Raw genomic sequence first — 26879 nt, forward strand, 5'->3', positions numbered from 1 at the left:
ATAAAATCTTATTTACAAATAAGTAAGTTAACGGAAAAAGATATTCCGGTAATGGCCGCAATGATTAATGTGGATGTAAAAGCAATTGATAAATCGTGGATTGAGGCAGCAATTAAAATGGTGGAGAAAGAAGGCAAACAATCATTAATAGATAAAATTGGGAAAGCTGCAGGCAAAGATGATTTAAAAAAAATAAAGGGAATTGGCGAAAGTATTGAAGCTGAATTAAATAAAATTGGAATTGCCACTTATAAACAGCTTGCCACTTTAAATGCTGATGATATTCCTGAGCTGGCAAAAGAAATGGGCAGATTGCCCCACACCGTTAAAGAAGACTGGTTTACAGAAGCAAAAAAATTAATGAAAAAGTAAAATGCAACAATGTAAATGATAAACTTTCAACACACGATAAAAAAATTTTCTTTGGAGTTACAAACACAAAGTGTTGAACAAAGCTATGCATTGCACAGCCGTTGCAATAAACTGGTTAAAGAAGATTTAATTGGCGGGCTCGACAAAATATTATCAACTCAGTTTAACAATGATGAAATAATAAGGATCAATAAAATTGAAATTGATCTGGGTAATATCAGTAATAGTGATTTGGAGAAAGAATTTATTGAAAAATGTATAGCAGGGTTTACTGAAAAAATAAAAAACATCAATGTCTCAAAAAAAATTGATACTGCATTGCCTGAAATTGAAATAATTAGTAATGAAGCTAACAGCATTGAGCAGTTTTTTTATTTTCTTTCAACGGGTAAAATGCCCTGGGCCTTGCAGGGAATTAATTTTGCAAACTGGCAAACTGAATTAACTGTTGCAATTAAAAATAACCAAAGATACTTTATTGAAAAATTAAGAGAAACTGCTGCTCAACAGCCGGCAGCAATAGAAAGACTGATATTGCAGTTTGATGATTTTTTTATTTTAGCAATAGTTCCGAACGATATCGCATTTATAAAAACAGATGTAGAAAGTTTATTTCTTGCAATAAAAAAGATAATTCCTTTCAGCCAAATGGTTGCAGTAAGAAAAAAGGTATTGCATGTTATATTACCTGCTTTACTAAATCTTTCCCAAACAAAAGAAGAAAATAAAGTACAGCAACTTATACATCACCTTAGGGAAAATTATGCCGGCATGGAAGAAAAAATAATAATTTCTTTACAGGAAAAAATTACAGCAATTGTAAAAAAGATAAACGGAAACATTTTAGCGGGGGAGATAAACAAAACAACAGCTGAAAAAACAATTATTGAAGAACTCCAGACGGTTGAAAAAAACGAAGACAGCAAAGAAAAAATTAAAAATATCACAGAAGAAAAATCAGTATTTATTGAAAATGCCGGTTTAATAATCTTACATCCTTTTTTGCAAAATTTATTTAAAGCAGCAGAGCTGATGGAAGAGGAGTGTTTTAAAAATGATTTTTGTAAACAAAAGGCGGCACATCTTTTACAATACCTTGTAAATGGCGAACAGCAATTACCTGAATTTATTATGCCACTCAATAAAATTTTGTGCGGCCTCAGCAACGAAGAGCATATCGACCGCTTTATAGAATTGGAAGATGCTGAAATTAAAGAAGCCAGTGAGTTACTAAATGCTGTAATTGCACATTGGACAGTTTTAAAAAATACTTCGGCAGCATCCTTACAGCAAACATTTTTACAGCGAAAAGGAAAATTAACTTTTAATGAAACTGACGGTTACTGGAAACTGCAGGTACAAAGAAATGCAGTGGATATTTTATTAGATAAAATTCCCTGGGGGTTTGCATACATAAAACTGCCCTGGATGCTTTTTCCTTTAGCTGTTGAATGGTGAAAAATAATTTCGCAATGTTATACAAATATTTATCACACTAATAAAAATTACTATCATGGCAAAAGCAATTAAAACTTCCGGTGCGGTATATACTTACCGTGGTGGAAAAAAAATACTGCTTGATAAAGCAGCCGATGAATTTATTACAAGGGCATTGCCCGAAGAACTGGATGCTTTTGATACAGAAGAAAAGAAACAGGTATCATCGGCTTCTACTAAAGTAATTGTAGATGCAGCCGAACTGGATACCGCAATGGAAGAAAGCCGATTAATTGCACCTACACATCATGCTTATTATTTAAAAGGAACAAAAGACAGTTTTTTTGTTACCGACAGAATTTTGGTAACATTTAAAACTGTTTTACCTGCTGCAAAAATTGATCAGTTTGCAGCTAAGTACAGTTTGTTGCAGTTAGAAAAATATACAGATAAAGATTATCTTTTTCAGGTAACGCAATATACCGGTATGAATCCTGTAAAACTTATTGTGCAGCTTACAGAAAATGAACCGTTGGTTGAATATGTTGAAAATGATTTAAACCAGCAGATAAAAACTTATGCCCTGTCATTGCCCACCGATCCCATTTATGCAAAGCAGTGGCACCTGCATAATCATTTTGTACATGCCGATTTAGACAGCCGCAGCTGCAGCCGTTGCGAAGAAGCATGGCTGGTACTTAATAATTACGGAAGCAGCAATGTTGTAGTTGGCGTAACAGACGATGGCTGTAAATTAAACCATCCCGATTTTGATTCTCTGAATAAATTTGGTGGCTGGGGTTATATGAGAGGCACCCGGTTAATAAATAATAGCGATATAGATGCAAGCCCTGCACAAATGTACCTGCCCGGTGCTAATCATGGTACGTCCTGTGCAGGTGTAATTGGCGGTGAGGTAGATGCATCACTAACGGTTGGGGCTGCTCCTGGTTGTAAATTATTTCCGGTGCAATGGGAATCTGACGGCCCAAGTTTATTTATCAGCGATTCAAAATTTTTAACAGTACTAAATTATGTGGCTGATAAGGTGGATATTCTTTCAAATTCCTGGGGTGGAGTGCCAAGGAGTTTATGGTCGCTGCAGGTGGTAGATAAAATTACACAGTTGGCACAAACAGGTGGAAGGCGTGGCAAAGGTATTGTTTTTCTTTTTGCAGCCGGAAACGAGAACTGCCCCATCAGCCATACCTCAACAGAAGATGTACCTTATACAGATGGTATAGATTTTCAAAACAATCAATGGGTATGGGTTGGTGTGGAAACATCTAAAAGATTTGTAAATAATTTTGTTGGCATCACCGGTGTAATGCATGTGGCTGCATTGGGCAGCACTGCACAACGAAGCCACTATTCAAATTACGGTACAGGCATTGGCATTTGTGCACCCAGCAGTAATTCGCATGAGTATCATCGCATGACAGTAAAAGGATTAGGCATATCCACTGCACAGGGAACACCTTCGGGAGTTACTGCATCTTTTGGCGGCACATCAAGCGCAACGCCTTTGGTGGCGGGCATTGCAGCTTTGGTTATATCTGCCAACAACAATCTTACAGCAGCAGAAGTAATTGCAGTATTAAAACAATCAGCATCCAAAGATTTAAATATGACAGGTTATGCAAAAACACCTGCAGCAAATTACGATCCCAATACATCGTGGGATATTTCGCCGGTTGCACCATTCGATAAAGGTGATTTTAAAAATATTGGCGGTGCCGATGGTACATGGAGCCCATGGTTTGGGCATGGTAAAGTTGATGCATTTGCTGCAGTAATAAAAGCCGCCGCATTAAGCGGACATAACGGTCATGCTAACCTTAAAATTATTTCCGCATTGGTAAATCCTTCCGGCGATGATTATGGAAACGAAAAAATTTCTATGCTAAACAGCTCGGCACAAAGCACCAATTTATCGGGCTGGTCATTTTTAGTTAAAGGAAGAAAGCAGGTATTAAGTGGCCAGATAAATGGCGGCGAAGCAATTACTGTAAAAGTAGATCCTTCAAAAATGGCATTGTCAAATAAAGGAGCTACTATTAGTTTGTTAGATCCACAGGGCAATAAAATACAGGATGCTGTTTACAAAGCAGCCGATGTAAAAGTGGGCGAAGCAGTAGTTTTTTAAAAAAATATAATTATGGAAAAGCAATTATTACAACCGGCTCCTGGGCAATTTAATGGAGTAAATGCAAACGGCTTTTTTATACAACCAAAGTTAACCATTAATCAACCTAACGATGTTTACGAACAGGAAGCAGATGCTATGGCCGATAAAGTAATGCGTATGGAGCAACCATGCGTACAATTAAAACCTTTGCCCATTTCTGCTGTACAAAGAAAATGTGAACACTGTGAGGAGGAAGAAAACAAAGTACAGCGAAAAGAAATAAATGGTGAGGAAGAAAAAACTGCCGGTAGTAATTTAGAAAATTATGTTGGCGGATTAAATAGTGGCGGGCAAGCATTACCCAATGAAGTCCGTAATTTTTATGAGCCACGGTTTGGTTACGATTTTAGTAATGTAAAACTGCACACCGGTACTGTTGCTGCAAAATCGGCACAATCAATAAATGCTTTGGCTTATACTTCGGGCAACAATATTGTTTTTAATAACAATCAGTATTCACCCAATACAGATAGCGGGAAAAAATTATTAGGCCACGAGTTAACACATGTTGTGCAGCAAAGTAAAACTGGAATTAGTAAGAAAAGCATTCAAAGATTAGTGAGAACAAGCTTAGTCACTTGCGGTGCAGGACAAAATCCTTTTGCTGCCGACCGAAGAGCTTCTGCTTTACTTGCAAATGCAGTAACTGTAATTGATGCAGCAATTGCAGCAAGGCCTGCTACTCCGGCAGCAGCGGGTGTTACAATTGTAGGAGATGCAATGTGGAGGGCTTTTCGGTTAAATGCTGCAAATGATGCTAATTGGAATGACCCAGCTCCCCGTTTTGGTTTACCATTAATAAGGAGAAGGGTTGCAGCCATTCAGAATTATATTGACAGTGTTGTATTCACTTATAACTGTCAACCTTTAGCAACTCCTTTTACCATTCCCGGTTGTACGCCTACAAGTTGTGCTGCTACCGATAATGCCTGGAGTTGTCCGGCAAATGCCACTGAAATTGATTTATGCCCGGCTTTTTGGACACTTGATGCTGACCAAAGAGCAAAAACAATATTGCATGAAACGTTTCATATTGTGTATACAATGATTGGTGATTGGGGAGGGGCAGATAGCGTTAATGCACATTGTTACTCACAATTTATAATGCTGTTAAATGGACTCAATGTTCCTGTCAACCGCAGGTGCCATTAATTATTCTTTTATGGAATTACAAATTTATACCTGTCACGCATATTTTTTTATTCTTGACACAAAAATTATATTATGCAAAAAACAACTTATCAAAAAGAACTTGTTATAAGCGCAACACAAAAAAAGAATGGCGCAGACAATACAAAAAAAGATGTGATGAAAATTCAGTCGTGGCTCAATTTGTTTTCAATGGTAAACCCGGCTGCAATAACTTCTACCGGTATTGATGGCGACTTTGGTACAGCAACTGAACAGGCAGTTATAAATTTTCAAAAAGCAAAAGCCATTCCGCAATCGGGCATTGTAAATCAGCAAACATTCAGCCTGATGTGTGAGCCAATGAAAAATGCTTTTGAAGGAAATACAACAGGAGCAGGCTTAAGGCAATTAGTGGTTATTACAGCCATGAATCATATTAAAAACCGCCCCTTCGAACTGGTAATAAATCAACAAAGCAACAGTGGCCCGTGGGTAAGGGCATACATGGATGGCAATGAAGGTACACCATGGTTTTGGTGCATGGGTTTTGTGCAGGCCATTATTGATCAGGCAGCATCATTGCAGGGTAAAAATTTTAAAACATTAATGCCGCTTACTTACAGTTGCGATACGGTTGGTACAACTGGTTTGCAAAAAGGGTTGCTGCGGCGCTTTACCGCTGTGCGTAATAATCCATCGCTGGTAAAGCCCGGCGATATTTTTCTTTTACAAAAAACACCACACGACTGGACGCATACCGGTATTATAACAGCCATAGGTAACGGCATTTTTGAAACGGTGGAAGGTAATACCAATAACGGCGGCTCCAGTAATGGTAATGCTGCTTTAAAAAGAATAAGAAATTTTATGCAATCTAAACTGGATGTTTTTTCTATTGAGCCGCTGGTGTAGGTAAAATTATTTTAGTGTGGAATCTTATAACAAACAATATCATCCATCAGTTAATTCAGTTGCTGTAACTGCAGGTAAATCTTTCTTTCAACCCAAACTCACCATCAACAACCCCAACGATAAATACGAGCAGGAAGCCGATACTGTTGCAGATAAAGTAATGCAAATAGAAATGACTTCTCTTCAAAAAAAAACTGGCAGTTATTTTTTTATTTCATCACCACCCGTTTCAATAACTCCTGTACAACGCAAATGTGATAATTGTAAAGAGGAAAAAAAAATGCAACGTAAAGAAATTAATGGCGAAGAAACAACTGCTGATAATAATTTAGAAAATTATGCAGGAGGTTTACAGAGTGGTGGAAAATCATTGCCCAATGAAGTGCGTAATTTTTATGAGCCAAGGTTTGGGTACGATTTTAGTAATGTAAAAGTTCATACAGATAATGTGGCAGCAAAATCGGCACAGTCAATAAATGCACTGGCTTATACATCGGGCAGTAATATTGTTTTTAACAGCAATCAATATTCACCCAATACTGATAGTGGAAAAAGATTGCTGGGGCATGAGTTAACGCATGTGGTGCAGCAAAGTATTCAAAACAAAACTATACAGCGCAAACCATTAGCTGCTGATTTAAAGTTACCATGTACATGGGGCGACTATGAATTTACCGAAACAACGATTGAAAATATCAGGTTACTTTCAACAACTGATAAAGGAACACCTGTTGATAGTAAAATTCTTACTGCGATAGCAAAGCAAATAAAAAAAGATAATGAAATAATTACTGATGCAGCTTTTCAGGTTAAAGTTTGTATTCTGTCACCTGGGGTTACTACAAGATTTACCATATTGAATGATGAACCGGTGTTAGCCTTGGATTTAGGTGATGCTAATGTTGAAACAGTAAGACACGAAATGGGGCATGCAATATTTAATTTTTTCAACAATAACAGGAAACATAAAATTCATAGTAAAATCGAATCAGAAAACTGGCTTGTTACAATTACAGATATATTCTTACAACTAAATGCGCTTACATTTAAACAGGATGGCAGTGCTGATGAAATGTATGCCAATAATATTGTTGACCCTTCCATATGGAAACCAGGCTCTAAAGCTGAGCATCCCGGTGATGTGGATGAATTTTTTGGAAGTGCAAAGGAAGCCTATCAAACAGATAAAAAAGCTTTAAAAGCTGCATTTCAAAAATATGGTAAACAGAATAAAAAAATTAAGGAATTGGGCGAAAGGCTATTTATTTTATTAGACTTTATATTTTCAAAGAGTGAATTAAAATCAAAAAATATTAGCAGCCCAACTGCAGATATAAGTGATCATATAAAGCAGCTTTCTAAACCTTCAAAAATGGAAAACACACTTGCATCTCCTTCAAATGTCAGGGTTAAGATGCTCCTTGACCCTGCAGAAAGGCCGAGGTGTAAATAAGTGTAATCATTATAATTTTTTAATTCCCGGTTTTATGAATGTATGCAGTCAAAATATTTCTTCTTCATCTTGTTCTTATTTCACAGGCAGAAAATATAAGTAAAGTATAATGAAAAAAAATTCTGTTATACCAAATCATAATTCCCGGTCATCTTTACATGGTAGTGAAAATTACTCATCACTGTTTTTCCATCCTGTTGTACAACCCAAACTTACCATCAACAACCCCAACGATAAATATGAGTATGAAGCAGATTCTGTTACAGATAAAGTAATGAGAAAGGAAACCACATCTCTTCAAAAAATTTCTGGCACTATTTCTTTCTTTTCGCCATCACCCGTTTCAATAACTCCGCTGCAACGCAAATGTGATAATTGTAAAGAAGATGAAAAAATGCAACGTAAAGAAATTGATGGAGGAGAAATAACTGCTGATAGTAATTTAGAAAATTATGTTGGAGGATTACAAAGTGGCGGTCAGCCATTATCAAACGAAACCCGTAATTTTTATGAGCCAGGGTTTGGCTACGATTTTAGTAATGTAAAAGTTCATACAGATAGTGGTGCAGCAAAATCGGCACAGTCAATAAACGCACTGGCTTATACCTCGGGCAGTAATATTGTTTTTAACACCAATCAATATTCACCCAATACCGATAGTGGAAAAAGATTGCTGGGGCATGAGTTAACGCATGTGGTGCAACAGCATTCTGAAATTATACAAAAATACTCGGATACAAATTCAAACGCTATACAGTGTAAGCCCAAGAGTGTTAAATCTGCAGAGCCAACAGAAGCAGAGAGAAAAGAATATGAAGAAATGCAGCAGGAATACTTTAAGCAGGTGGGAGAAAATATGAAAGGCCAAATATTGAAAAATGCAGGATTTGGAAAAGATGTACGGCCTTCTTCTCCGCAGGATGCAGTAAAATTAATTACCTTTTGGGGCGTACCGATGTCTAAAATAATTACCGAAATGGGTAGCATCGCCTCTTCCTTACAAACGCAGGTATTGGGTACTCAAACAACTTCATCAATAGCATTGCAACAAACTAATTTTGTAAATGCACTTTCTGTTAAAGGCCAGCAGGCTTATAAAAAAGCTATTCAACTTGTAAAAAATGAATCGTTTTGGAATAATTATTTTTCACAGAATGATGTATTTATTTTTCCTGATTTAAAAGGTAATAATCGCTTTAGCGGATATAATCAAACCATTAAAGATCCTAACGATCCTACTGGTAATAGAAAAGTAGTTATTGTACATTTAAGCAGTATCCCTCTCGAAAATAATTTTCCTGAAATGTCTGCAAGCACAATTGTGCATGAATTAAGCCATGCAGTATATGAGCCTTCTGTTTTGGAAAAAGCACTTTCGTCTTTTAGGATTTCCATTGCTGATTTATTAATGGAGCATCCGGATATTATAGCATTAAGAAAAAATGCTGTGAATGCAGCAGAAGTAAAAGATAAGCAGCGGTCGAGGTTAAAACAAATATTATATGAAACATTAGCCTATGGGGAAGAAGAAATTTTTGTACACCTGCAACAATTAACACATCAGCCCGATGTAACAATTAAAAAACCAGGTGGCGATGAATCATTAAGAGGGGCACAGCTTCTTGAAAGAGAAGTATTGAGGTATGTGCAAAGGTTACAAAAAATTGGATTGGATGCCAAAACGTTAAATGGCGTACTTGATCAAATAGGACGAAGAACAGATATTTTTTATGACAGGCGGATTGAAGCCATTCCGGCAGGGTCTAAAGAAAGACAAATAATGGGTGCTAATAAAAAAATGGCGCAATTACTTTTTGAGTTAGCACGAAAAGGAGAAATTTTATAAATAAAAATTACTCATGAATAATAAAATAACCTATAGTGGAAATACTTTACAGGCTAATGATTTTTCATTTACAAACGGCACTGTAAAACCTTTCTTTCAACCCAAACTCACCATCAACAACCCCGGCGACAGATACGAGCAGGAAGCAGATGCAGTTGCAGATAAAGTAATGCAAATGGACACACCATCTGTTCAAAAAAAAGCTGGAGCTGATTCTTTCTTTTCATCATCACCCGTTTCAATAACTCCCTTGCAAAGCAAATGTGATAATTGCAAAGAGGAAGAAAAAATGCAGCGTAAAGAAATTGACGGCGAAGAAACAACTGCAGATAATAATTTAGAAAATTATGTAGGAGGCTTACAAAGCGGTGGTCAGCCATTACCAAACGAGGCCCGTAATTTTTATGAGCCAAGGTTTGGCTACGATTTTAGTAATGTAAAAATTCATACTGATGCTGTTGCATCGAAATCGGCACAATCAGTAAATGCACTGGCTTATACATCGGGCAGTAATATTGTTTTTAACAACGGACAGTATGCTCCGGAAACAGATAGTGGAAAAAAATTATTAGGGCACGAACTAACGCATGTGGTGCAGCAGGGGTCAGTGAATAAAAAAAGTATTCAGAGAGATTTAACGGTTGACCCAACAGTGCCCGACGCAGCAGTGCCAGTATTAACGCCACAGCAAATAAGATCAGCGACAATTTTTAATAATGAAAGGTACAATGCTGAAAATATAACATTGATACAGGATATAGTTGGCGGCCCGGTTACTGGTGTATTAACTGATGAAACTTTAAATTTAATTGCATTGTACCAGGCGCAAAACGGATTAACACCTGACGGTATGGTGGGTACGCAAACATTTGATTTGCTTACTGCCGAATTAACAGCAGGAAATAATTCGCCTGATACCTGCCTTACAATGTTTCATGTAGGTTTGGTAACACCAATGGACATTCGTGCTGCCGGCGTAAACCGGGCAAATATTTTTGGACATTTTGATGTGGAGATACAATTTTCTCCGCATTGCGATTGCTCAAGATTTCAATACCGGCAGTTTATCTGCGGCACGGTTACTTATAATGGCGTAAATATTAATAATGTATTTTCTATACCTGGTGGCGCTTTACCTGCCATTTCAAATTGGGTAGAAGATGGTAATACAACATTACCCAACAATGGCAGGTACGGGCACAGAAATCATACAGCCAATAACGGACTTCCTAATCAATATACTGATGCAAACGGTGCAGTGGATATGCTGCATGGATGTAAATTTAAATCTACTGATGAGCCGGGAGTTACTTCGGCTCTGGCTAACAGTGGAGATGTATATGTTTTTGATTTCAGGTTTTTTGGCGATATAAGGAAAGACGGACAAATGATACAAAGAAAATTTTGGTCGGTGAGGGAAACAATTACTATTCCATAATTTTTTATCAGCAATTAAAATTAATTTATAAAATAAAAAAAATATGCCTGATAAAGAAGCGATAGAAAAAGTGCCACCGTCAACTGTTAATCAAAATAATTTTTTTGGTAACAGTTTATCAAACAATTTTTTTGGCCCATTGCTAAATCCTGCTCAGTTAGCCGGGCAGCAACCGGCATTGCCTGTTTTTTCATCAGATAATTTTGTAAATGGTAATTTACCCAATTTTGATGCACAGTATCAGGTGAATGGCCCTGTACCAAAAACTGGTACTTTGTTTATTACGCATAAAATATTTTTAAATTTTCCTGCTAATATGTCGCAGGCAGAGCGTACCACTTTTGAAACTGATTTTAAAAAAAGTATTAATGATGTATGGAGCAATAAGCATTTGCTCACTTTAAATAATCCCGGGTTTTCTCCATACCAATGTAAAGTAGATGTTACTGCATTAGTGGTTACAGATAAAAAAGATGCACATACAGTAATTGATGTTATTAAGCCTGCCGAAAAAGAAAAAAGATTTCGTCCAAGGGTTAGCGGTATAAATAAAGAAGCCGATTCGGAAACAACACATACCGGTAAATTAGATTTCAGGGATCCCTCTGAAGGAACGGAACAAACTGTTTTTAAACCCGTTTTACTGCAGGATGTTGGGCCTTTTGGTTTCGACAGCGCTAAATTAAACAGTGATTGTAACGATGATATCCAAACTATAAAAGATTTTATAAATACCATTCCTAAAAAGCCCGACCCTAACGACCCGGTTTTTAGTCTGCATTATGTCGGTCATGCCAGTTCCGAAGGCAATGAAGGGTACAACAGAAAATTAAGTCAAAAAAGAATAGATGCCGTAGATAAAGAGTTGGTTAACTTAAGTGGATTGAGTTTCACAATTGGTGATGCTGCTGGCGAAGATTTTGCAACTGCTGATGAAAAATCACGTAAGGTAACAGTAGGTGTGTTTACCAACGACCCGGAAAAAACCAAACAAAATACAGCGGCACACGAATTTGGCCACATGATTGGTTTGGGGGATGAGTATGAAGAACCGAGGCCGGGTGCCGACATTCCGGATGCAAGAAAAAAATATTTAGGCGATAAACCCACGCATTATGATGCCATAGAAACTTTAGTAGATAAAGCTGCAGCAGATGAAACATTAATTCAAAACTCCGGTAACATTATGTCAAGAGGAAATACGGTAACACGTGGCCACTATGCATTTTTTGTTGGCGCTATCGAAATAATGACACGTAACGAACTGCCTGCTTTACCGCCAACAGAAAAAATGCATTGGAAAGTAAAATAAACAACTAACAAAATGAGTAACAACCACAGCAATCTTCTTTATTCAATGCAGCTGCTGCAGCAGGGTATCCATAATCGCCTTTCGGCTCATTTTAAAAAAGAAGAAAAAGAATTAAACGAAATTTTCTCTTCAGTTAAAATAGAAGAAGACGGTTCGGTGCTTAATGATTTTATTATAAAAAATAAACTAACTATTGAAGAATACTGTACACTTTTAATTGCATTGGTGCCGCATGTTCAACCTTCTTTTTTCGAAAATATAATTCATGAGTTTTTACCGCAGGGCGGCGATTTTGCAGAATTTGGTGCCGTAAAAGGTGCTAACCAACGCAGCATATTACCCACTGGCGAAACCGTTTTGTTTATTTTGGCAGGCAGCAGTATGCCGCAGCGGTTACAATTTCAGCAGCTTTTTGGCCCCGATCATTTTTTTTACAAACAAAATATATTGTGGCTGGAGCATGTAAAAGAAGGCGAGCCCGTAATGAGTGGCAAATTATTATTAAGTACAGAATGGGTGGATAAATTTTTATTCAATAAAGAAACGGCGCCAAAATTCAGTCCCGGTTTTCCGGCAAAAAAATTAACCTCACAAATGATGTGGGACGATTTAATATTACCGCCACAAACCAAAGAAGAAATTGATCATATTAAAATTTGGCTTTCGCATAACCAGGATTTATTAAAAGATAAAAATCTTTCCCGAAAAATAAAACCCGGGTACCGTGCCTTATTTTATGGCCCGCCGGGCACAGGTAAAACATTAACTGTTTCTTTATTGGGTAAAGAATTTAATAAAGAAGTGTACCGGGTAGATTTGTCGCAGGTAGTTTCTAAATACATTGGCGAGACAGAAAAAAATTTAGAAAAAGTTTTTAGCAAAGCCGAAAATAAAGACTGGATTTTATTTTTTGATGAGGCGGATGCATTGTTTGGTAAACGTACCAACGTAAGCAGTTCTCACGACAGGTTTGCCAACCAGGAAGTATCTTATTTATTACAACGTGTAGAAGATTTTCCGGGCCTGTTAATACTGGCATCTAATTTTAAAAGTAATTTGGATAAAGCATTTACCCGCCGCTTTCATGCCATGGTGCATTTTCCCATGCCTAATGCAAACGAAAGATTACTGATATGGCAAAAATCTTTACCGCAAAATTTACAAATGGCAGCCGATATTAATTTAAATGTAATAGCACAAAATTACGAATTGAGCGGCGCTGCCATCTTAAACATTATGCAGTTTGCATCGCTTAAAGCATTGCATAGTAAGGAGGGTACTGTTTGCAACACCGATTTGCTGACAGGCATACGCCGGGAGTTTTGGAAAGAAGAAAAAACTATTTAGGCTCAGGGAAAAGCAAAGCTAAATTTATAAACCATGCATCAGCAAACACTAAAGCCCGAAAATTATTTAGAGTTGTGGAAATATTTTACAGACGATGCTGCAAAAATTAAAGACCGTATGTGGACGATTGCATCTCTTTTTTTTGCAGGTATTACGGGCTTAATAAGCTTTCTGGTAAATATTTTTTTAAGCACAGACAAGAAAATTATTTTTCAGGCTGATAAAATTATTTTAATTGTTGCAGCATCCGCTGCGTTATACGGGTTGTGTTATTATTTTAAATATTTAATGACGCAGTATGGAAAACATATCCGGAGTGGGTGGAACAGGGCTAATTATATCAGAACAAAAATTGATGGCCTTTCAGTAATATGGTTTTTGGGAGATACTAATTTTATGGAATTAGAAAAGAAAGAAGGTTTTGATACTGGTCTCCCCCCAGAGGTAAAAAGGCTTTTAAAATTTACAAACTTAATTGTATTTTTTTATTCTCTGGTTTTACTGGCAAGCTGTATTATATTATTAAATTAATGGGTAAATTAAGGAAAATACCCTAAAGTCTTTCTTAATAACCTGCTTGTATAAATCCTGTTATAATTTTTGCGTTTAACACATTTCAATTTTTTTACTGCATAGTTTTTCCGACATTTACTTTTCATAAAAAATAAGTATGAGAAGATTGTTGCTTTTATTGCCATTAGCCTGTTCGTCAGTTGCCTTTTCACAAAATATTTCCTTTGGCAAAAAAATAGTGGATACGCTTACCTCGCCTTATTTTTGGGGCAGGGGCTATACCAATGATGGTATGAAAAAGGCAGCAGATTTTCTATCTAGTGAATTTAAAAGTTATGGGCTGGAGCCAATAGGTAAAAATTATTTGCAGCAGTTCAGTTATCCCGTAAATACTTTTCCCGGTAAAATGGAAGTAACTGTTAATGGCAAAGAATTAATACCGGGTAAAGATTTTATTGTAAGCCCTGAAGCTAAAGGTGTAAAAGGAAGTGGCGATTTGGAGCAGTTAGACAGCATTCAGTTTATTAACCGAAAAGAAATGGTAATATTAAAAATGCAGGATAAACTAACGTGGAGCGTTGCCCCCGAAGCTGCAGATTATTCTTTAATTCTGGTAGATAAAAAATCGCTGGATAAATCACCCACCACTTTTAAAGTTAATATTGATAATAAAGTTATAAATAATTTTAAAGCGGCTAATGTTTGTGGGTTAGTAAAAGGAACAGTAAAACCCGATTCCATAATTTTTATTACAGCACATTACGATCATTTGGGTGGCATGGGTGCAGTTACTTATTTTCCGGGTGCAAATGATAATGCAAGCGGCATTTCATTATTGCTCAATCTTGCACAATATTATGCAAAGCATCCGCAAAAATATTCTATAGGCTTTATTTGTTTTGCAGGAGAAGAAGCCGGCTTAATTGGCAGTAAATATTTTTCTGAAAACCCTTTAGTGCCTTTAAAAAATATTCGCTTTTTAACAAACACAGATTTAGCTGGCACAGGCGAAGAAGGCATTACTGTAGTTAATGCCACCGAATTTCCTAAAGAGTTTGCTATGATGAATGCAGTTAACGACGAAAATAAATATGTAGTAAAAATTAATTCAAGAGGAAAAGCTGCCAACAGCGATCATTATTTTTTTACCGAAAAAGGGGTGCCTGCTTTTTTCTTTTATACTTTGGGTGGCATAAAAGCGTATCATGATGTATTTGATAAAGCAGCAACTTTGCCTTTAAACGAACATGAAGATTTGTTTAAGTTAATAATCAAATTCAACGAAAAATTAATGGGGCAGTACAACTAATTTTTAATTAGCATAAAAGCAAAAAACTATTTTACAATCATTTTCAAATTAAGTTTTAAAACAATTATATGATAAGAGTTTCTTTACTGGTTATTTTTTTGATACCTGCTTTTGCATTTGCACAACCCGACCGCTGGCAGCAACGTGTTAAGTATAACATGAATATTGATATGGATGTAAACACCAATCAATTTAAAGGCAAACAAAAATTAGAATACACCAACAATTCTCCTGATGTTTTAAACAAAATATTTTATCATTTATATTTCAACGCTTTTCAACCCGGCAGCAGCATGGATATAAGGAGCCAGGAATTGGGAAAACAAATTACAAGAGGAAGGCAGGATTGGGATGACAGGGTTAAAGACCGTATTTCTAAATTAAAAGAAAATGAAATCGGGTATCAAAAAATAATTAGTTTAAAAATAAATGGTGTGCCACAGCCATTTAAATATCACGAAACTATACTGGAAGTAAATCTTACCAAACCCATTTTGCCAAAAACTAAAGTGGTTATAGATATGGATTTTGAAGCACAGGTGCCACTACAAATTAGAAGAAGTGGAAGAGATAATCCCACAACTGGTGTAAGGTATAGTATGAGCCAATGGTATCCAAAATTATGTGAGTACGATTACGAAGGATGGCATCCAACTATTTATGTTGCAAGAGAATTTTATGGTGTGTGGGGCGATTTTGATGTATCCATCAGCATTGATAAAAATTATAAGTTGGGCGGCACCGGTGTATTGGTTAATGCAAACGAAATTGGCTGGGGATACGATGCTCCCAATACCGAATTAAAACCCACCACAAAAGAAAAACGGAGCTGGCATTTTGTGGGTAATAATGTGCATGATTTTGTTTGGGCTGCCGATCCGGAGTACAAACATATTGTACGTAAAGTTGGCGCTACTGCTTTGCATGTAATTTATAATTATAAAGAGAACGATACAAAAAATGATTCGGCATGGAACACTGTTGCAGATGGTGCAGTGGCTGTATTGCCTTTTATAGAAAGTAAATTTGGCAAATATCCTTATCCACAATATTCTTTTATACAGGGTGGCGATGGCGGCATGGAATATCCAATGGCAACATTACTCAGCGGTCCGGGCTTAGGCACTGTTTTTCATGAGTGGATGCACAGCTGGTACCAGATGATGCTGGGTACAAACGAAGGCATGTATGCATGGATGGATGAAGGCTTTACCAGTTATGCAGAAGATATCGTTTCAAAATTTTATACCGGCAAATCTTCGTTAGATGGTATAAAAGAAAATTTAAAAAGAAACCCCACCAATAAAGTGCTGCAGGATTTACTGCCATCGCTACCCGAAGATCATTGTGATGGTTATGCAGGATATTTTTTACTTGTCAAAAGTGGTTTTGAAGAACCGCTTACAACGCATGCGGATCATTTTAATACCAATTATGCATATAGTACTGCAGCTTATGCAAAAGGAGAAGTTTTTATGGAGCAACTGGGTTATATTATTGGTTCAGATGTGAGGGATAAAATGTTACTGGAGTATTATAAACAATGGCGCTTTAAACATCCTAACAGCAACGATTTAATTCAGGTGGCAGAAAAAATCAGCAATATGAAATTAGACTGGTATAAAGAACATTTTTGCAACACCACAAAAACTATTAATTATTCCATAGATAGTTTGTGGGAAGAGGGCGGTGTTTCAAAAATACGATTAAGAAGAATTGGGCAGATGCCGATGCCAATTGATTTGCAATTAACTTTTAAAGATGGAAGTACCGAGATGCATTACGTGCCGCTTACCTTAATGTTTGGCGATAAACCCAATGAAAATGCAAAACAAAAAAGAACAGTGCATGAAGAATGGAAATGGACGCACCCAACTTATGTTGTTGAAATTAAACAACGGCTTACGGATATAAAAGTTGTGGAAATTGATCCCACAAAAAGAATGGCAGATGTGGAACGAAAAAATAATTTATTAGAATTAAATTGGTAAAACATGGTTAGACGCCACCGTCTGACCATGCTATTGCAATATGGAAATAACTATAAGACGATTAAAGCTAGCTGATGCGGCTGCATTATCTGCCATTTCAAAAAAAACTTTTTACGATACTTTCACAGGTACCTGTACACCTGATGATATGAATATTTTTTTGGAAAATTATTTTAACGAACGGCAGGTTGCAAAAGAATTGAATAATACTGATGATTTGTATTTTTTTGCAGAAATTGATAATCGGCCTGTGGGTTACCTTCGGTTTATGGAAGATTACAGCAACTTTCCTTTAATGAAAAAATGGAAAGCCATGGAATTAAAACGCATTTATGTGTTAAAAGAATTTCATGGCAAAGGTATTGCTCAAAAACTGATGGATTTTGTTATTGACTATTGCATCGAAGAGAAATACCAGGTTATTTGGCTGGGGGTGTGGGAGAATAATTTAAGGGCACAAAAGTTTTACGAAAAATATGGATTTGAAAATTCGGGACACACCCACGATTTTCCTATAGGCCACACTCCGCAAACTGATTATTGGTTTTGGAAATTCCTATAAAATTATAAACCCCGAAAAAAATTCGGGGCTTATAATTTTGTGCTTGATTGAAATGATACGACCAGTAATTATCTTCCAAAGTATTTGTTCACTGCTTCTACACGGTTGTTTACGTGCAGTTTCTCGTAAATGTGATATACGTGTTTACGCACCGTTTCTGTACTGATGAAGAGAGCGTCTGAAATTTCTTTGTATAATAACCCCTTGGATAATGACTCTAATATTTCTTTTTCTCTTCTTGATAAAACATCAAGAGTAGATTCGTTTGATAATTTATCTGATTTTTTATTTTGAAAAGCTGCAACAACTTTTCTGGCAATCTGGCTGCTCATGGGTGAGCCGCCTTCCATCAATTCCTGTATGCCTTCCAGCAATTTACCCGGAGGTGTTTTCTTTAAAATATAGCCATTAGCACCGGCACTTAATGCTTCAAATATTTGTTCGTCATCTTCATAAATAGTACACATCATAAATAATATTTCAGGATGTGTTATTTTTAATTCTCTCACTACTTCTATGCCGCTAATACCACCAAGGCCAATATCCATCAATACTACTTTGGCGTTTAAAATTGGCAGTTTAACCAATGCCTCTTCTCCGCTTACACAAGAGCCTGCTAATTCGCAGTAATCACTCATTTCAATAATTTGCTCCAGGGCAGCCCTGATGTCGTTATTATCTTCTACTATGGCAACTGGTATCTTCATAATTGTACTGCAAAGCTGAAACATTAATACCACATAAACAATACCACAAAGTGGTAGTTTTTTATTTTAACCCAACGTATAAAAGATACTTGTCTTTAAAAAATTCTTGCGGAAAAAGTTTTTCAATTTCCCATACCATTGGTTTACAACCACTTTCAAATATTTCTTGTGTAAGGTCGCCGCCTTTAAGGCATATTAAGCCGTTAGGTGTATTTACGCCGTATTCAATATTTTTATTTTTTTGCAGAAGGGGTTTACTCCAGTGCCACAGATCTTTTAATGGAGCTACGGCCCTGCTTATTACAGTATCAAATTTTCTGTTTTTTATATCTTCGGCCCTGGTCTGTTGTGTGGTTACATTTTTTAAACCAATAGCAGCAGCAATTTCTGCCACCACTTTTAGTTTTTTATTAATGCTGTCCACCAAATGAAAATGTGTGTCAGGATAAAAAATAGCCAGCGGAATTCCCGGAAAGCCACCACCGCAACCCAAATCCATTACCTGCATACCTTTTGTAAATTCAAACTGTGTTGTAACAGATAAACTATGTAAAACATGATGCTCATAAAAATTATCCATGTCTTTTCTGCTGATAACATTTATTTTTTCATTCCACTCAGCATATAAATCTTTTAGCGCTGCAAATTGTTGCAGTTGCGTTTCATTAAAATCACTAAAATATTTTTCAATCATTTCCATTGTACAAAATCTTAAATAAAAAAATAAAATATAATCTCCTCCATTTCCTCCCCTTTCAGGGGGAGATAGAGGGGGTTTGGGGCTCTACCACTTACCCCCCGGCTTCTTCACCAGCTTTACCGAAAAAATAATATAATAAAAAAACATCCACACATCTAAAAACAAAAACCACGGATACAGATCTTTTTCATGCAATTTTTTCATACATAAATAAAAAACTATGGCCTGCAATAAAAAACGGATGCCAAAAACTACCAGTGCATATTGCCAGCCATAAAATATAATACTGGCAGCAAGCAAAGGGTAAAACAAAAAATGCGAAAAAGAATATAAGCCGAGCAAAAATTTATGCACCGGTTTATAATATTTTGCGGTGCTGTAATGGCGGCTTTTTTGTTTCATCCATTGGCCCCAGTTTTTAGCAGGTTCACTCAAAGTAAAAGTATCGGCATCAATATTAATTTTGGTATTTATTTTTGTGGCAGCAGTTTTAATAAACAAATCATCATCGCCACTGGCAATATTATTGTGTGCACTAAAACCTTTATGGCGGAAGAAAACAGTTTTTTTATAACTCAGGTTTCTGCCCACACCCATATAAGGATTACCTGCAATGGCGTAACTTAAATATTGCATGGCCGTATGAAAAGTTTCCCACCTGATTAATTTATTAAGCAATCCATTTTTTTTATGATGGGCACCATAACCTAAAACTATTTCTGTTTGTTCATCATAAGTTTGCTGCATTTTATCGATCCAAAATTCGCTTGCAGGCACACAGTCGGCATCGGTTAATAAAACCACTTCGTATTTTGCAGTTTTAATGCCCACGCTTAAAGGGAATTTTTTTCCGGGAATAAATTTTGCTTCCTGTTTAAGCTCCACCACATGCAGTTGCTTAAAAGTTTTTTTAAATTCTTCCAGCAAGTATTTACTGTCGTCGAACGAGTTATCATCTACGACAATTACTTCGTGTGTGGTGCGGTATTGCTGTACCAGCGAACCCGGAAGATTTTTCGCTAAATTTGCTGCTTCATCTCTGGCACAAATAATAACTGACACCGGGTGTGTTTGCGATGTAGTTTTAATTGCTGGTTTGTAAAACGCTAATCTAACAAAAAAGAAACCGTAATAAAAAAGCTGTATCAGGGTGATGAAACAAAAACTGTAAAAAAGTAATTGCCACCAATGGGTAAAATTCATGGGGCAAAAATAAGGAATTAGTAATTTGGAATTGGGGGATTAGTAAGCAGGCTATCCTCAAAATATAAACAGTAAATAAAAGCACATAATGGCAGCATTACAATTTGAATTGCAGTATAACGACACACAAACAAAAGCAAGAGCAGGCACAATAACCACCGACCATGGCCAAATAGCAACACCCATATTTATGCCTGTAGGTACAGTGGGCAGTGTAAAAGCAGTAACACAGCAGCAACTGCATACCGAAGTAAAAGCGCAAATAATTTTAGGCAACACTTATCATTTATATTTAAGACCGGGATTAGAAACATTAGAAGCCGCAGGAGGCCTGCATAAATTTAATGGCTGGGATAAACCCATTTTAACCGACAGTGGAGGTTACCAGGTTTTTTCTTTAGCCAACAACAGAAAGTTGACAGAAGAAGGTGCCTTATTTCAAAGTCATATTGATGGCAGTAAACATTTATTTACTCCGGAAAGCGTAATGGACATTCAGCGTATTATTGGCGGCGATATTATTATGGCTTTTGATGAATGCCCGCCTTACCCCAGCGATTATAAATACGCCAAAGATTCGATGGACTTAACGCACCGTTGGTTGCAAAGATGTCTTAACCGTTTTAATGCAACCGAAGATAAATATGGGTACACACAAAATTTATTTCCTATTGTACAGGGCAGCACTTATAAAGATCTGCGTACAGCCTCTGCAGAATTTATTGCTTCGCAAAATACCACAGGCAATGCCATTGGGGGATTAAGTGTAGGCGAGCCATTGGAAATGATGTACGAATACACCGAACTCTGCTGCGATATTTTGCCTGCAAATAAACCACGTTATTTAATGGGTGTGGGCACACCCTGGAATATTTTAGAATGCATTGCTTTAGGCATAGATATGTTTGATTGCGTAATGCCCACCCGTAACGGCCGTAACGCCATGCTGTTTACTTCACAGGGCATTATTAATATCGATAACAAAAAATGGGAAAAAGATTTTTCTGTAATTGATGACGGTATTGATTGCCCGGTAAGTAATTTTTACAGCAAAGCTTACCTGCGTCATTTAATGAAGGCCAAAGAATTTTTAGGCCTTACCATTGCAAGCGTACACAACCTGGCATTTTATTTATGGTTGGTTACCGAAGCCCGTAAACATATTATTGCCGGCGATTTTAATAGTTGGAAGAGTGAGATGGTGGTAAGGTTGCAGACGAGGTTGTAGTTTTTTGAAGCATGAGCAGAAGCACTTTATTTAACATTAGTTTCCGGCTTTTCAATCCGGGCTAGGCTAAGCTGTAAAACTTTGTTGAGCATTAATAAATTTTTTGTTTAAGGGAGAAAAGAAGGTTGATAATTGTGAAATCTTTCCTCTTTATCGCAATTCATCTATGGGAATTTGCATATTTGATTAAATAAAATCAGGAATAGGTTATAAAATATACGTATAGGAAAATTTGAAAAAAATATGACTAGGAATTTTAAAATTCTAAAAAATATTATTGGAGTATTATTAATATTGTTATGCCTTTATTTTATTGCTAATATTTATATGCCGATAGATAAATCTGAATATGAAAAAAGTGACGAAGATTTAATGTTCTTGACAAATTATTTAATAAATGAGCCAGAATACCAAAAGGGTACAGGAAAAAATCGAACTTTTTTAAGGTTGGAATTAAACGGGTATCCGGGGGTTAGTTTCGAAAATGAGGATGAATTTCTTCAAGCAACTTCTTGGCAATCGGTTTTAAAAGATATAAAATACCATGATACAGTTTCAATCAGAGTATTAAAAAATAAGTTTCAAAAATTTTATTTAAATAAAGATTCTTTATCAGTATTTGAAAAAATTATAAACTACCCAAGTGACCGATTTGAGTTTTATAGCTTACGTTATAAAGACAAGGAGTATGTTAATAATTTATTTGATACTGCAAAATCTTATAAAAATGAAAGAGCTACTGGGCGGTTCATTATGGGTTTAATATTTATTGGAATTGGCATTTATATTTTAATAGCCAGAAAGTAATTTAATTATTGTAGCAGATATGAGCCTTTGCAGATACTTAGCTTTCGCCTATTTCGAATTTTCACCGCCATCTTTTACTGTTATAGATTTTTAACTTTCTCAGCTCACTCTGCAATCTCCATCTTAATCTGTTCTTCAATAAACTGTATTGAATACATAACCTGAAATTTGTAAAATTTTATTACAAAGCCTTGTAAGTATAAATATATCCGTCTGTAAAATTTGGGTCAAAGCTTGAAGGATAGCTTTTCTTTTTTATATAACCATTACTTAAATAAATGTTGGTATAAATTATGTTAGAGTTATTGCCACTTGCCGGGTAATTGGTATTGTAATTTGTACTATTGTTTTTCCCGATAAAATTTATAATAAAATCTGCTCCTTCTGCTACCGGAATTGGAGAAAATGATTTTGAAATATTTAATTTGTAATAGGGGCTTGGGTTATTATCGTAGGTAATTACAGTTTCATAATCTTTAGAAAATGAGGTGTTATTAATTGTAGAAACATAGCTTACAGAACTTATTGGATTTTGATTAGAGATTATTACAGTATCTAAAGTAAAGCTCGCCGGATAAGCACCTGGTGAAGGTTCAATAACAGGCAAATCAGAAGATTGCCGGGTTATTTTACCTGCTGCATAATTATATAAATTGAGGTATTTACGAACCCTGAAGTACGGGTTTGCAGTGCCTCTGTCTGAAGCAACAGCAGAATCTTTGATTAATCTTGCGGCGTTATCATAGGTATAAAAAGTATTTATTGTATCAAACACCAGCATACCATCGTAAGTTGTTATTAAAGTTGATTGATAAGGTAAACTATCTGATCCAATGTATAAATATTTTATGCTGCCACTATCCTGGTAAGGCAATAAAAAATCGCCCCATTGCCAGTTTATGCTAACCACTCTTTTTTGTGCATCATATTTATAAGTATAAAAGGCGATAGTATCTGTAACACCAACTTGTGTTTCAAATTCATAAACAGTATCAAGATAATTACTGTCGAGGGTTGAAGGGGCTAAAATAATTGTGGGGCCGCTCTCATTACTCAATTCTTTTTGACAAGATGCAGTTAACAATATTGCTAAAACTGCAAATAAAACCCAATTAAGCTTTTTCATTGTTGCAGGAGATTATTGATGAAATTTTCAATAGATGCGGCAATTAGCTAAAACAAATATAAGAGAAAATATTATCTATTTTAATTGTTTAAATCAAAGGATTAAGTAAAAAGCTGTAGGGAAAATACGATTAACAAACCTCTATTTGTTAATAAGAAATTAAGCAACGAAAACTAAGTTCTCTCTGGCACAATAATTGAAAACTAAAGAAGTTATTTATCTTTAACCACCCGATTAAACAAAAACAATGATGAAACATTACATTTTTTATTTACTGTTAACCATTACTTTCCCCTTTGTGGCAGTAAGCCAAAACGGTACTGTGCAAAATGCCGCTATACCAAAAGATGCCCCAGTAGATGTATCAATGACGGATTTTAAGAACAATGTTTTAAATAATGAAATTGTGGTCTTTAAGAGTAAACTCAATGGAAAGGAATACCAGGGCCTTACCAATGATAAGGGTAAATTTTCTATTCGCTTACCTTATGGTGATACCTACGAAATTTTCATTTTAGGATTTAAAGATTCTGCCAGTTATAATTTTATAGAGATACCTACTCCACAAGGTAATAATGCCTACTATAAAAAACCTTTTGAAGTAGACCTGCAGCATTTGCCTGAAAAGAATTTCATTTTAGAAGGGTGTAATTTTGAAACTAATAAATCTGATTTAGAAGAAAGTTCTTATGTTGTGCTAGATGAACTTGTAGTTTATTTAAACAGGAAAGATGATGAACGGGTTGAACTTGGTGGTTACACAGATAATGTTGGTACACCTGAAAAAAATTTAAAATTATCGCAGGACAGGGCAAATACAGTAAGGGCTTATTTATTGATGAAAGGGATTGATCCCACAAGGGTAACAGCTAAAGGTTATGGTATGAGTAACCCAGTAGCTTCAAATAAAACAGAAGAAGGCAGAGCACAAAACAGGAGAACTGAAGTGAAGATTTTAGAATAGTATGATTTATGCTTCTTTAAAAATATTGTGCAATAAAAAAAATCCCATTGGTAATATTGCCAATGGGATTTTAAGTATAAGAAGCTAAATAAAATTATTCGCTCTTAGGTTCTTCTTTAGTTTCAGTTGCTGCAGTATCGGCTGCATCACTTTCCATCTTAGCTTTTAAATTAGCTAAAACACCTAAATCACCTAATGTAGATTTTTCTACTTTGCTTTGAAGATTTTTAACCGCTTTTTTGGTTACTTCAGCATCGGCTTTCTTTTCTTTAAATTCGGCCTGCTTCACTTCTTCAATAGCCTGCTCCCAAAGGCGGGTATGGCTTAATACAATGCGTTTGTCGTTGCGGTCAAATTCAATTACCATGAACTGTGCAATTTCATCAGCATTAATAGTTTTACCATCTTCTTTAGCTAAATGGCGGGCAGGTACAAAACCTTCCAGTCCGTAAGGCAATTGTACTACGGCACCTTTATCATCTTTCTTAATTACAGTAGCTTCATGCACACTGCCAATCGGGAAAGTAGATTCTAAAGTATTCCATGGATCTTCTTCAATTTGCTTATGGCCTAATTGCAGTTTGCGTCCTTCTTTATCAATGTTCATAATTACCACGTCGATAGTTTCGCCAACCTTGGTGTATTCGTTAGGGTTGTTAAAACGTTTCAACCAGCTTAAATCGCTGATGTGTATCATGCCACCAATACCGGTAGATAATTCAACAAAAACACCGTAAGGCGTAATGTTTTTTACTGTGCCTTTATGCCTGCTGTGTTCAGGAAAAACAGTTTCAATAGTGCTCCATGGATCTTCAGTCATTTGTTTAATAGAAAGACTCATTTTACGGGTATCCTTATCAAGTGTTACCACTTTAGCTTCGTACTCGTCGTTAAGTTTAAAGAATTCTTTTGCATTGATAGGCGTGTTAGCCCATGTAATTTCGCTTACGTGTACCAAACCTTCCACACCCGGCATAATTTCTAAGAAAGCACCGTAGTCTTCAATGTTAACTACTTTACCTTTTACAATTTCACCTTCTTTTAATCCTTCAGACAAAGTATCCCATGGATGAGGAGTTAATTGTTTTAAACCAAGACTGATACGTTTTTTGTCATCGTCAAAATCTAAAACTACTACATTCAGTTTCTGATCCATCTTCAATACTTCTGTAGGATGGTTGATACGACCCCATGAAATATCAGTGATGTATAATAACCCGTCTAAGCCGCCAAGGTCAAGAAACGCACCAAAGTCAGTGATATTTTTGATTGTTCCTTCAAGTACCTGGCCTTTTTCCAGTTTACCCATAATTTCGGCACGTTGTGCTTCAATATCACTTTCAATAAGTGCTTTATGAGATACAACAGCATTCTTAATGGTTTCATTAATTTTAACCACTTTAAATTCCATTGTTTTGTTTACAAACTGGTCGTATTCGGTAACTGGTTTAACGTCAATTTGAGATACCGGTAAGAAAGTTTCCATACCAAATACATCTACAATAAGTCCTCCTTTTGTTTTGCTGGTAACCAACCCGGTAACTATTTCGCCAGTTTTATGCATTTCAACAATCCTTTCCCATGCACGGGTTGTCCGGGCCTGTTTACGGCTAAGGTGAAGATTGCCATCACGGTCTTCTTTCTCAGCTACCATTACCTCAATATCGTCTCCAACTTTAAGGTTGGGCATATCCCTGAATTCATTTAAAGAAACTAATCCGTCACTTTTAAAACCAATGTTTACAACAGCATCGGTTTTGGTTAATGATTCTACAGTTGCCTGTATCATTTCACCATCATTAATTTGTTTAAACGTGTTATCGTAAACAGTATCATACTTTGCTTTTTCAGCAGCCGTATAACTTGTTACGTTACGTTTATCAACGCTCCAGTCAAAATCATCATGAGCGGTAGCAATGGTTTCAGCAACCGGTGCTTCTACAGGCACATTTGATATCGCAGCAGTTTCGGCCACATCCTGTGGAGCCGCCCCTTCCTGTGCTTCTGCGTTTAATTGTTTAATAATATTGAAAGACATAAAAATTATCCCGTGGTTTTTTTAAACGGGACGGCAAAGTTAATAAAATAAGGCCGGTTTAAGCTGCTTAGTAGCATTCTTTTTTACTGATTGGGTAAATTGCAAACTTACCTATATTATATTGTGTAAAGTTGATTGATAATGAAGCAAATAAAAAAAAGTCCCCCGAAAAAAATTCGGAGGACTTGAAAAAAGGCATAAAATATTATTTACCAGTAGTTTTATCTTATAACATCCACCCTGCCCATTGCAAGACGGTTGCCATTGGTATCTACTACTTCAATCCAGTAAACGC

22 protein-coding genes are annotated in these 26879 nt (G+C 36.1%); 17 read left to right on the forward strand and 5 right to left on the reverse strand.

Translation table 11 applies throughout. The features are described from left to right. The 14 genes from ACY651_RS17115 to ACY651_RS17180 all read left to right on the forward strand — a co-directional run. Positions 1-372 (forward strand): hypothetical protein (locus ACY651_RS17115; RefSeq protein ID WP_462254713.1); only part of this gene is annotated, 372 nt, incomplete at its 5' end. Between the two features lie 15 nt (positions 373-387). Next, the gene (locus ACY651_RS17120; protein ID WP_462254714.1) at positions 388-1830 is read left to right on the forward strand and encodes a contractile injection system tape measure protein; all 1443 of its coding nucleotides are present in this window, start codon (positions 388-390) and stop codon (positions 1828-1830) included. A 55-nt stretch (positions 1831-1885) separates the two neighbouring features. Beyond that, positions 1886-3955 carry a S8 family serine peptidase gene (locus ACY651_RS17125; protein ID WP_462254715.1) on the forward strand — a complete coding sequence of 690 codons (2070 nt, stop codon included), beginning with the start codon at positions 1886-1888 and terminating at the stop codon, positions 3953-3955. A 12-nt stretch (positions 3956-3967) separates the two neighbouring features. Beyond that, the gene (locus ACY651_RS17130) at positions 3968-5149 is read left to right on the forward strand and encodes an eCIS core domain-containing protein (RefSeq protein ID WP_462254716.1); all 1182 of its coding nucleotides are present in this window, start codon (positions 3968-3970) and stop codon (positions 5147-5149) included. A 72-nt stretch (positions 5150-5221) separates the two neighbouring features. Next, positions 5222-6040: a peptidoglycan-binding protein gene (locus ACY651_RS17135; RefSeq protein ID WP_462254717.1), complete on the forward strand. Its 819-nt coding sequence runs from the start codon at positions 5222-5224 to the stop codon at positions 6038-6040. 16 nt (positions 6041-6056) lie between these two features. After that, the gene (locus tag ACY651_RS17140) at positions 6057-7493 is read left to right on the forward strand and encodes an eCIS core domain-containing protein (protein ID WP_462254718.1); all 1437 of its coding nucleotides are present in this window, start codon (positions 6057-6059) and stop codon (positions 7491-7493) included. 109 nt (positions 7494-7602) lie between these two features. Beyond that, complete coding sequence (locus tag ACY651_RS17145) at positions 7603-9339, forward strand: eCIS core domain-containing protein (RefSeq protein ID WP_462254719.1); 1737 nt, start codon at positions 7603-7605, stop codon at positions 9337-9339. Positions 9340-9352: 13 nt separating this feature from the next. Then, entirely contained in the window at positions 9353-10777 is a 1425-nt protein-coding gene (locus ACY651_RS17150) for an eCIS core domain-containing protein (RefSeq protein WP_462254720.1), read from the forward strand. A gap of 43 nt (positions 10778-10820) precedes the next feature. After that, positions 10821-12089, forward strand: a complete 1269-nt coding sequence (locus tag ACY651_RS17155; RefSeq protein ID WP_462254721.1) for an OmpA family protein — start codon at positions 10821-10823, stop codon at positions 12087-12089. A 12-nt stretch (positions 12090-12101) separates the two neighbouring features. Beyond that, the gene (locus tag ACY651_RS17160) at positions 12102-13436 is read left to right on the forward strand and encodes an ATP-binding protein (protein ID WP_462254722.1); all 1335 of its coding nucleotides are present in this window, start codon (positions 12102-12104) and stop codon (positions 13434-13436) included. Between the two features lie 33 nt (positions 13437-13469). Then, a complete protein-coding gene (locus tag ACY651_RS17165; protein WP_462254723.1) occupies positions 13470-13967 on the forward strand; it encodes a hypothetical protein in 498 nt (165 codons plus the stop codon). Positions 13968-14106: 139 nt separating this feature from the next. Continuing rightward, positions 14107-15258: a M28 family metallopeptidase gene (locus ACY651_RS17170; protein ID WP_462254724.1), complete on the forward strand. Its 1152-nt coding sequence runs from the start codon at positions 14107-14109 to the stop codon at positions 15256-15258. A gap of 68 nt (positions 15259-15326) precedes the next feature. Continuing rightward, positions 15327-17249, forward strand: a complete 1923-nt coding sequence (locus tag ACY651_RS17175; RefSeq protein WP_462254725.1) for a M1 family metallopeptidase — start codon at positions 15327-15329, stop codon at positions 17247-17249. A gap of 40 nt (positions 17250-17289) precedes the next feature. Beyond that, positions 17290-17811: an N-acetyltransferase family protein gene (locus ACY651_RS17180; RefSeq protein ID WP_462254726.1), complete on the forward strand. Its 522-nt coding sequence runs from the start codon at positions 17290-17292 to the stop codon at positions 17809-17811. A 68-nt stretch (positions 17812-17879) separates the two neighbouring features. On the opposite strand, the gene ACY651_RS17185 is transcribed toward ACY651_RS17180, so the two are convergent. The 3 genes from ACY651_RS17185 to ACY651_RS17195 form a co-directional block, all read right to left on the reverse strand. Beyond that, positions 17880-18518: a response regulator gene (locus tag ACY651_RS17185; RefSeq protein ID WP_462254727.1), complete on the reverse strand. Its 639-nt coding sequence runs from the start codon at positions 18516-18518 to the stop codon at positions 17880-17882. A gap of 61 nt (positions 18519-18579) precedes the next feature. Then, positions 18580-19218, reverse strand: coding sequence for a 16S rRNA (guanine(527)-N(7))-methyltransferase RsmG (gene rsmG, locus ACY651_RS17190; protein WP_462254728.1), 639 nt, complete (start codon positions 19216-19218; stop codon positions 18580-18582). An 84-nt stretch (positions 19219-19302) separates the two neighbouring features. Beyond that, positions 19303-20421 carry a glycosyltransferase gene (locus ACY651_RS17195; RefSeq protein WP_462254729.1) on the reverse strand — a complete coding sequence of 373 codons (1119 nt, stop codon included), beginning with the start codon at positions 20419-20421 and terminating at the stop codon, positions 19303-19305. Between the two features lie 88 nt (positions 20422-20509). Here ACY651_RS17195 and tgt point away from each other — a divergent pair, with 88 nt between their 5' ends. Both tgt and ACY651_RS17205 read left to right on the forward strand, forming a co-directional pair. Further along, positions 20510-21649, forward strand: a complete 1140-nt coding sequence (gene tgt, locus ACY651_RS17200) for a tRNA guanosine(34) transglycosylase Tgt (protein ID WP_462254730.1) — start codon at positions 20510-20512, stop codon at positions 21647-21649. Positions 21650-21892: 243 nt separating this feature from the next. Beyond that, the gene (locus ACY651_RS17205; protein ID WP_462254731.1) at positions 21893-22456 is read left to right on the forward strand and encodes a hypothetical protein; all 564 of its coding nucleotides are present in this window, start codon (positions 21893-21895) and stop codon (positions 22454-22456) included. Between the two features lie 181 nt (positions 22457-22637). On the opposite strand, the gene ACY651_RS17210 is transcribed toward ACY651_RS17205, so the two are convergent. Further along, the gene (locus tag ACY651_RS17210) at positions 22638-23582 is read right to left on the reverse strand and encodes a hypothetical protein (protein WP_462254732.1); all 945 of its coding nucleotides are present in this window, start codon (positions 23580-23582) and stop codon (positions 22638-22640) included. 247 nt (positions 23583-23829) lie between these two features. Here ACY651_RS17210 and ACY651_RS17215 point away from each other — a divergent pair, with 247 nt between their 5' ends. Then, entirely contained in the window at positions 23830-24546 is a 717-nt protein-coding gene (locus ACY651_RS17215; RefSeq protein ID WP_462254733.1) for an OmpA family protein, read from the forward strand. Positions 24547-24640: 94 nt separating this feature from the next. On the opposite strand, the gene rpsA is transcribed toward ACY651_RS17215, so the two are convergent. Then, positions 24641-26584: a 30S ribosomal protein S1 gene (rpsA, locus tag ACY651_RS17220; protein WP_462254734.1), complete on the reverse strand. Its 1944-nt coding sequence runs from the start codon at positions 26582-26584 to the stop codon at positions 24641-24643. Between the last annotated feature and the right edge of the window lie 295 nt (positions 26585-26879).

The organism is Ferruginibacter sp., assembly GCF_031391665.1.
Classification (GTDB): Bacteria; Bacteroidota; Bacteroidia; order Chitinophagales; family Chitinophagaceae; genus Ferruginibacter.

What these genes read in the sequence shown, in the direction of transcription:
- ACY651_RS17120 (WP_462254714.1), top strand. Translation starts at nt 388, where the DNA reads ATGATAAACTTTCAACACACGATAAAAAAATTTTCTTTGGAGTTACAA.
- ACY651_RS17125 (WP_462254715.1), top strand. Translation starts at nt 1,886, where the DNA reads ATGGCAAAAGCAATTAAAACTTCCGGTGCGGTATATACTTACCGTGGT.
- ACY651_RS17130 (WP_462254716.1), top strand. Translation starts at nt 3,968, where the DNA reads ATGGAAAAGCAATTATTACAACCGGCTCCTGGGCAATTTAATGGAGTA.
- ACY651_RS17135 (WP_462254717.1), top strand. Translation starts at nt 5,222, where the DNA reads ATGCAAAAAACAACTTATCAAAAAGAACTTGTTATAAGCGCAACACAA.
- ACY651_RS17145 (WP_462254719.1), top strand. Translation starts at nt 7,603, where the DNA reads ATGAAAAAAAATTCTGTTATACCAAATCATAATTCCCGGTCATCTTTA.
- ACY651_RS17150 (WP_462254720.1), top strand. Translation starts at nt 9,353, where the DNA reads ATGAATAATAAAATAACCTATAGTGGAAATACTTTACAGGCTAATGAT.
- ACY651_RS17155 (WP_462254721.1), top strand. Translation starts at nt 10,821, where the DNA reads ATGCCTGATAAAGAAGCGATAGAAAAAGTGCCACCGTCAACTGTTAAT.
- ACY651_RS17160 (WP_462254722.1), top strand. Translation starts at nt 12,102, where the DNA reads ATGAGTAACAACCACAGCAATCTTCTTTATTCAATGCAGCTGCTGCAG.
- ACY651_RS17165 (WP_462254723.1), top strand. Translation starts at nt 13,470, where the DNA reads ATGCATCAGCAAACACTAAAGCCCGAAAATTATTTAGAGTTGTGGAAA.
- ACY651_RS17170 (WP_462254724.1), top strand. Translation starts at nt 14,107, where the DNA reads ATGAGAAGATTGTTGCTTTTATTGCCATTAGCCTGTTCGTCAGTTGCC.
- ACY651_RS17175 (WP_462254725.1), top strand. Translation starts at nt 15,327, where the DNA reads ATGATAAGAGTTTCTTTACTGGTTATTTTTTTGATACCTGCTTTTGCA.
- ACY651_RS17180 (WP_462254726.1), top strand. Translation starts at nt 17,290, where the DNA reads ATGGAAATAACTATAAGACGATTAAAGCTAGCTGATGCGGCTGCATTA.
- ACY651_RS17185 (WP_462254727.1), bottom strand. Translation starts at nt 18,518, where the DNA reads ATGAAGATACCAGTTGCCATAGTAGAAGATAATAACGACATCAGGGCT.
- rsmG (WP_462254728.1), bottom strand. Translation starts at nt 19,218, where the DNA reads ATGGAAATGATTGAAAAATATTTTAGTGATTTTAATGAAACGCAACTG.
- ACY651_RS17195 (WP_462254729.1), bottom strand. Translation starts at nt 20,421, where the DNA reads ATGAATTTTACCCATTGGTGGCAATTACTTTTTTACAGTTTTTGTTTC.
- tgt (WP_462254730.1), top strand. Translation starts at nt 20,510, where the DNA reads ATGGCAGCATTACAATTTGAATTGCAGTATAACGACACACAAACAAAA.
- ACY651_RS17205 (WP_462254731.1), top strand. Translation starts at nt 21,893, where the DNA reads ATGACTAGGAATTTTAAAATTCTAAAAAATATTATTGGAGTATTATTA.
- ACY651_RS17210 (WP_462254732.1), bottom strand. Translation starts at nt 23,582, where the DNA reads ATGAAAAAGCTTAATTGGGTTTTATTTGCAGTTTTAGCAATATTGTTA.
- ACY651_RS17215 (WP_462254733.1), top strand. Translation starts at nt 23,830, where the DNA reads ATGATGAAACATTACATTTTTTATTTACTGTTAACCATTACTTTCCCC.
- rpsA (WP_462254734.1), bottom strand. Translation starts at nt 26,584, where the DNA reads ATGTCTTTCAATATTATTAAACAATTAAACGCAGAAGCACAGGAAGGG.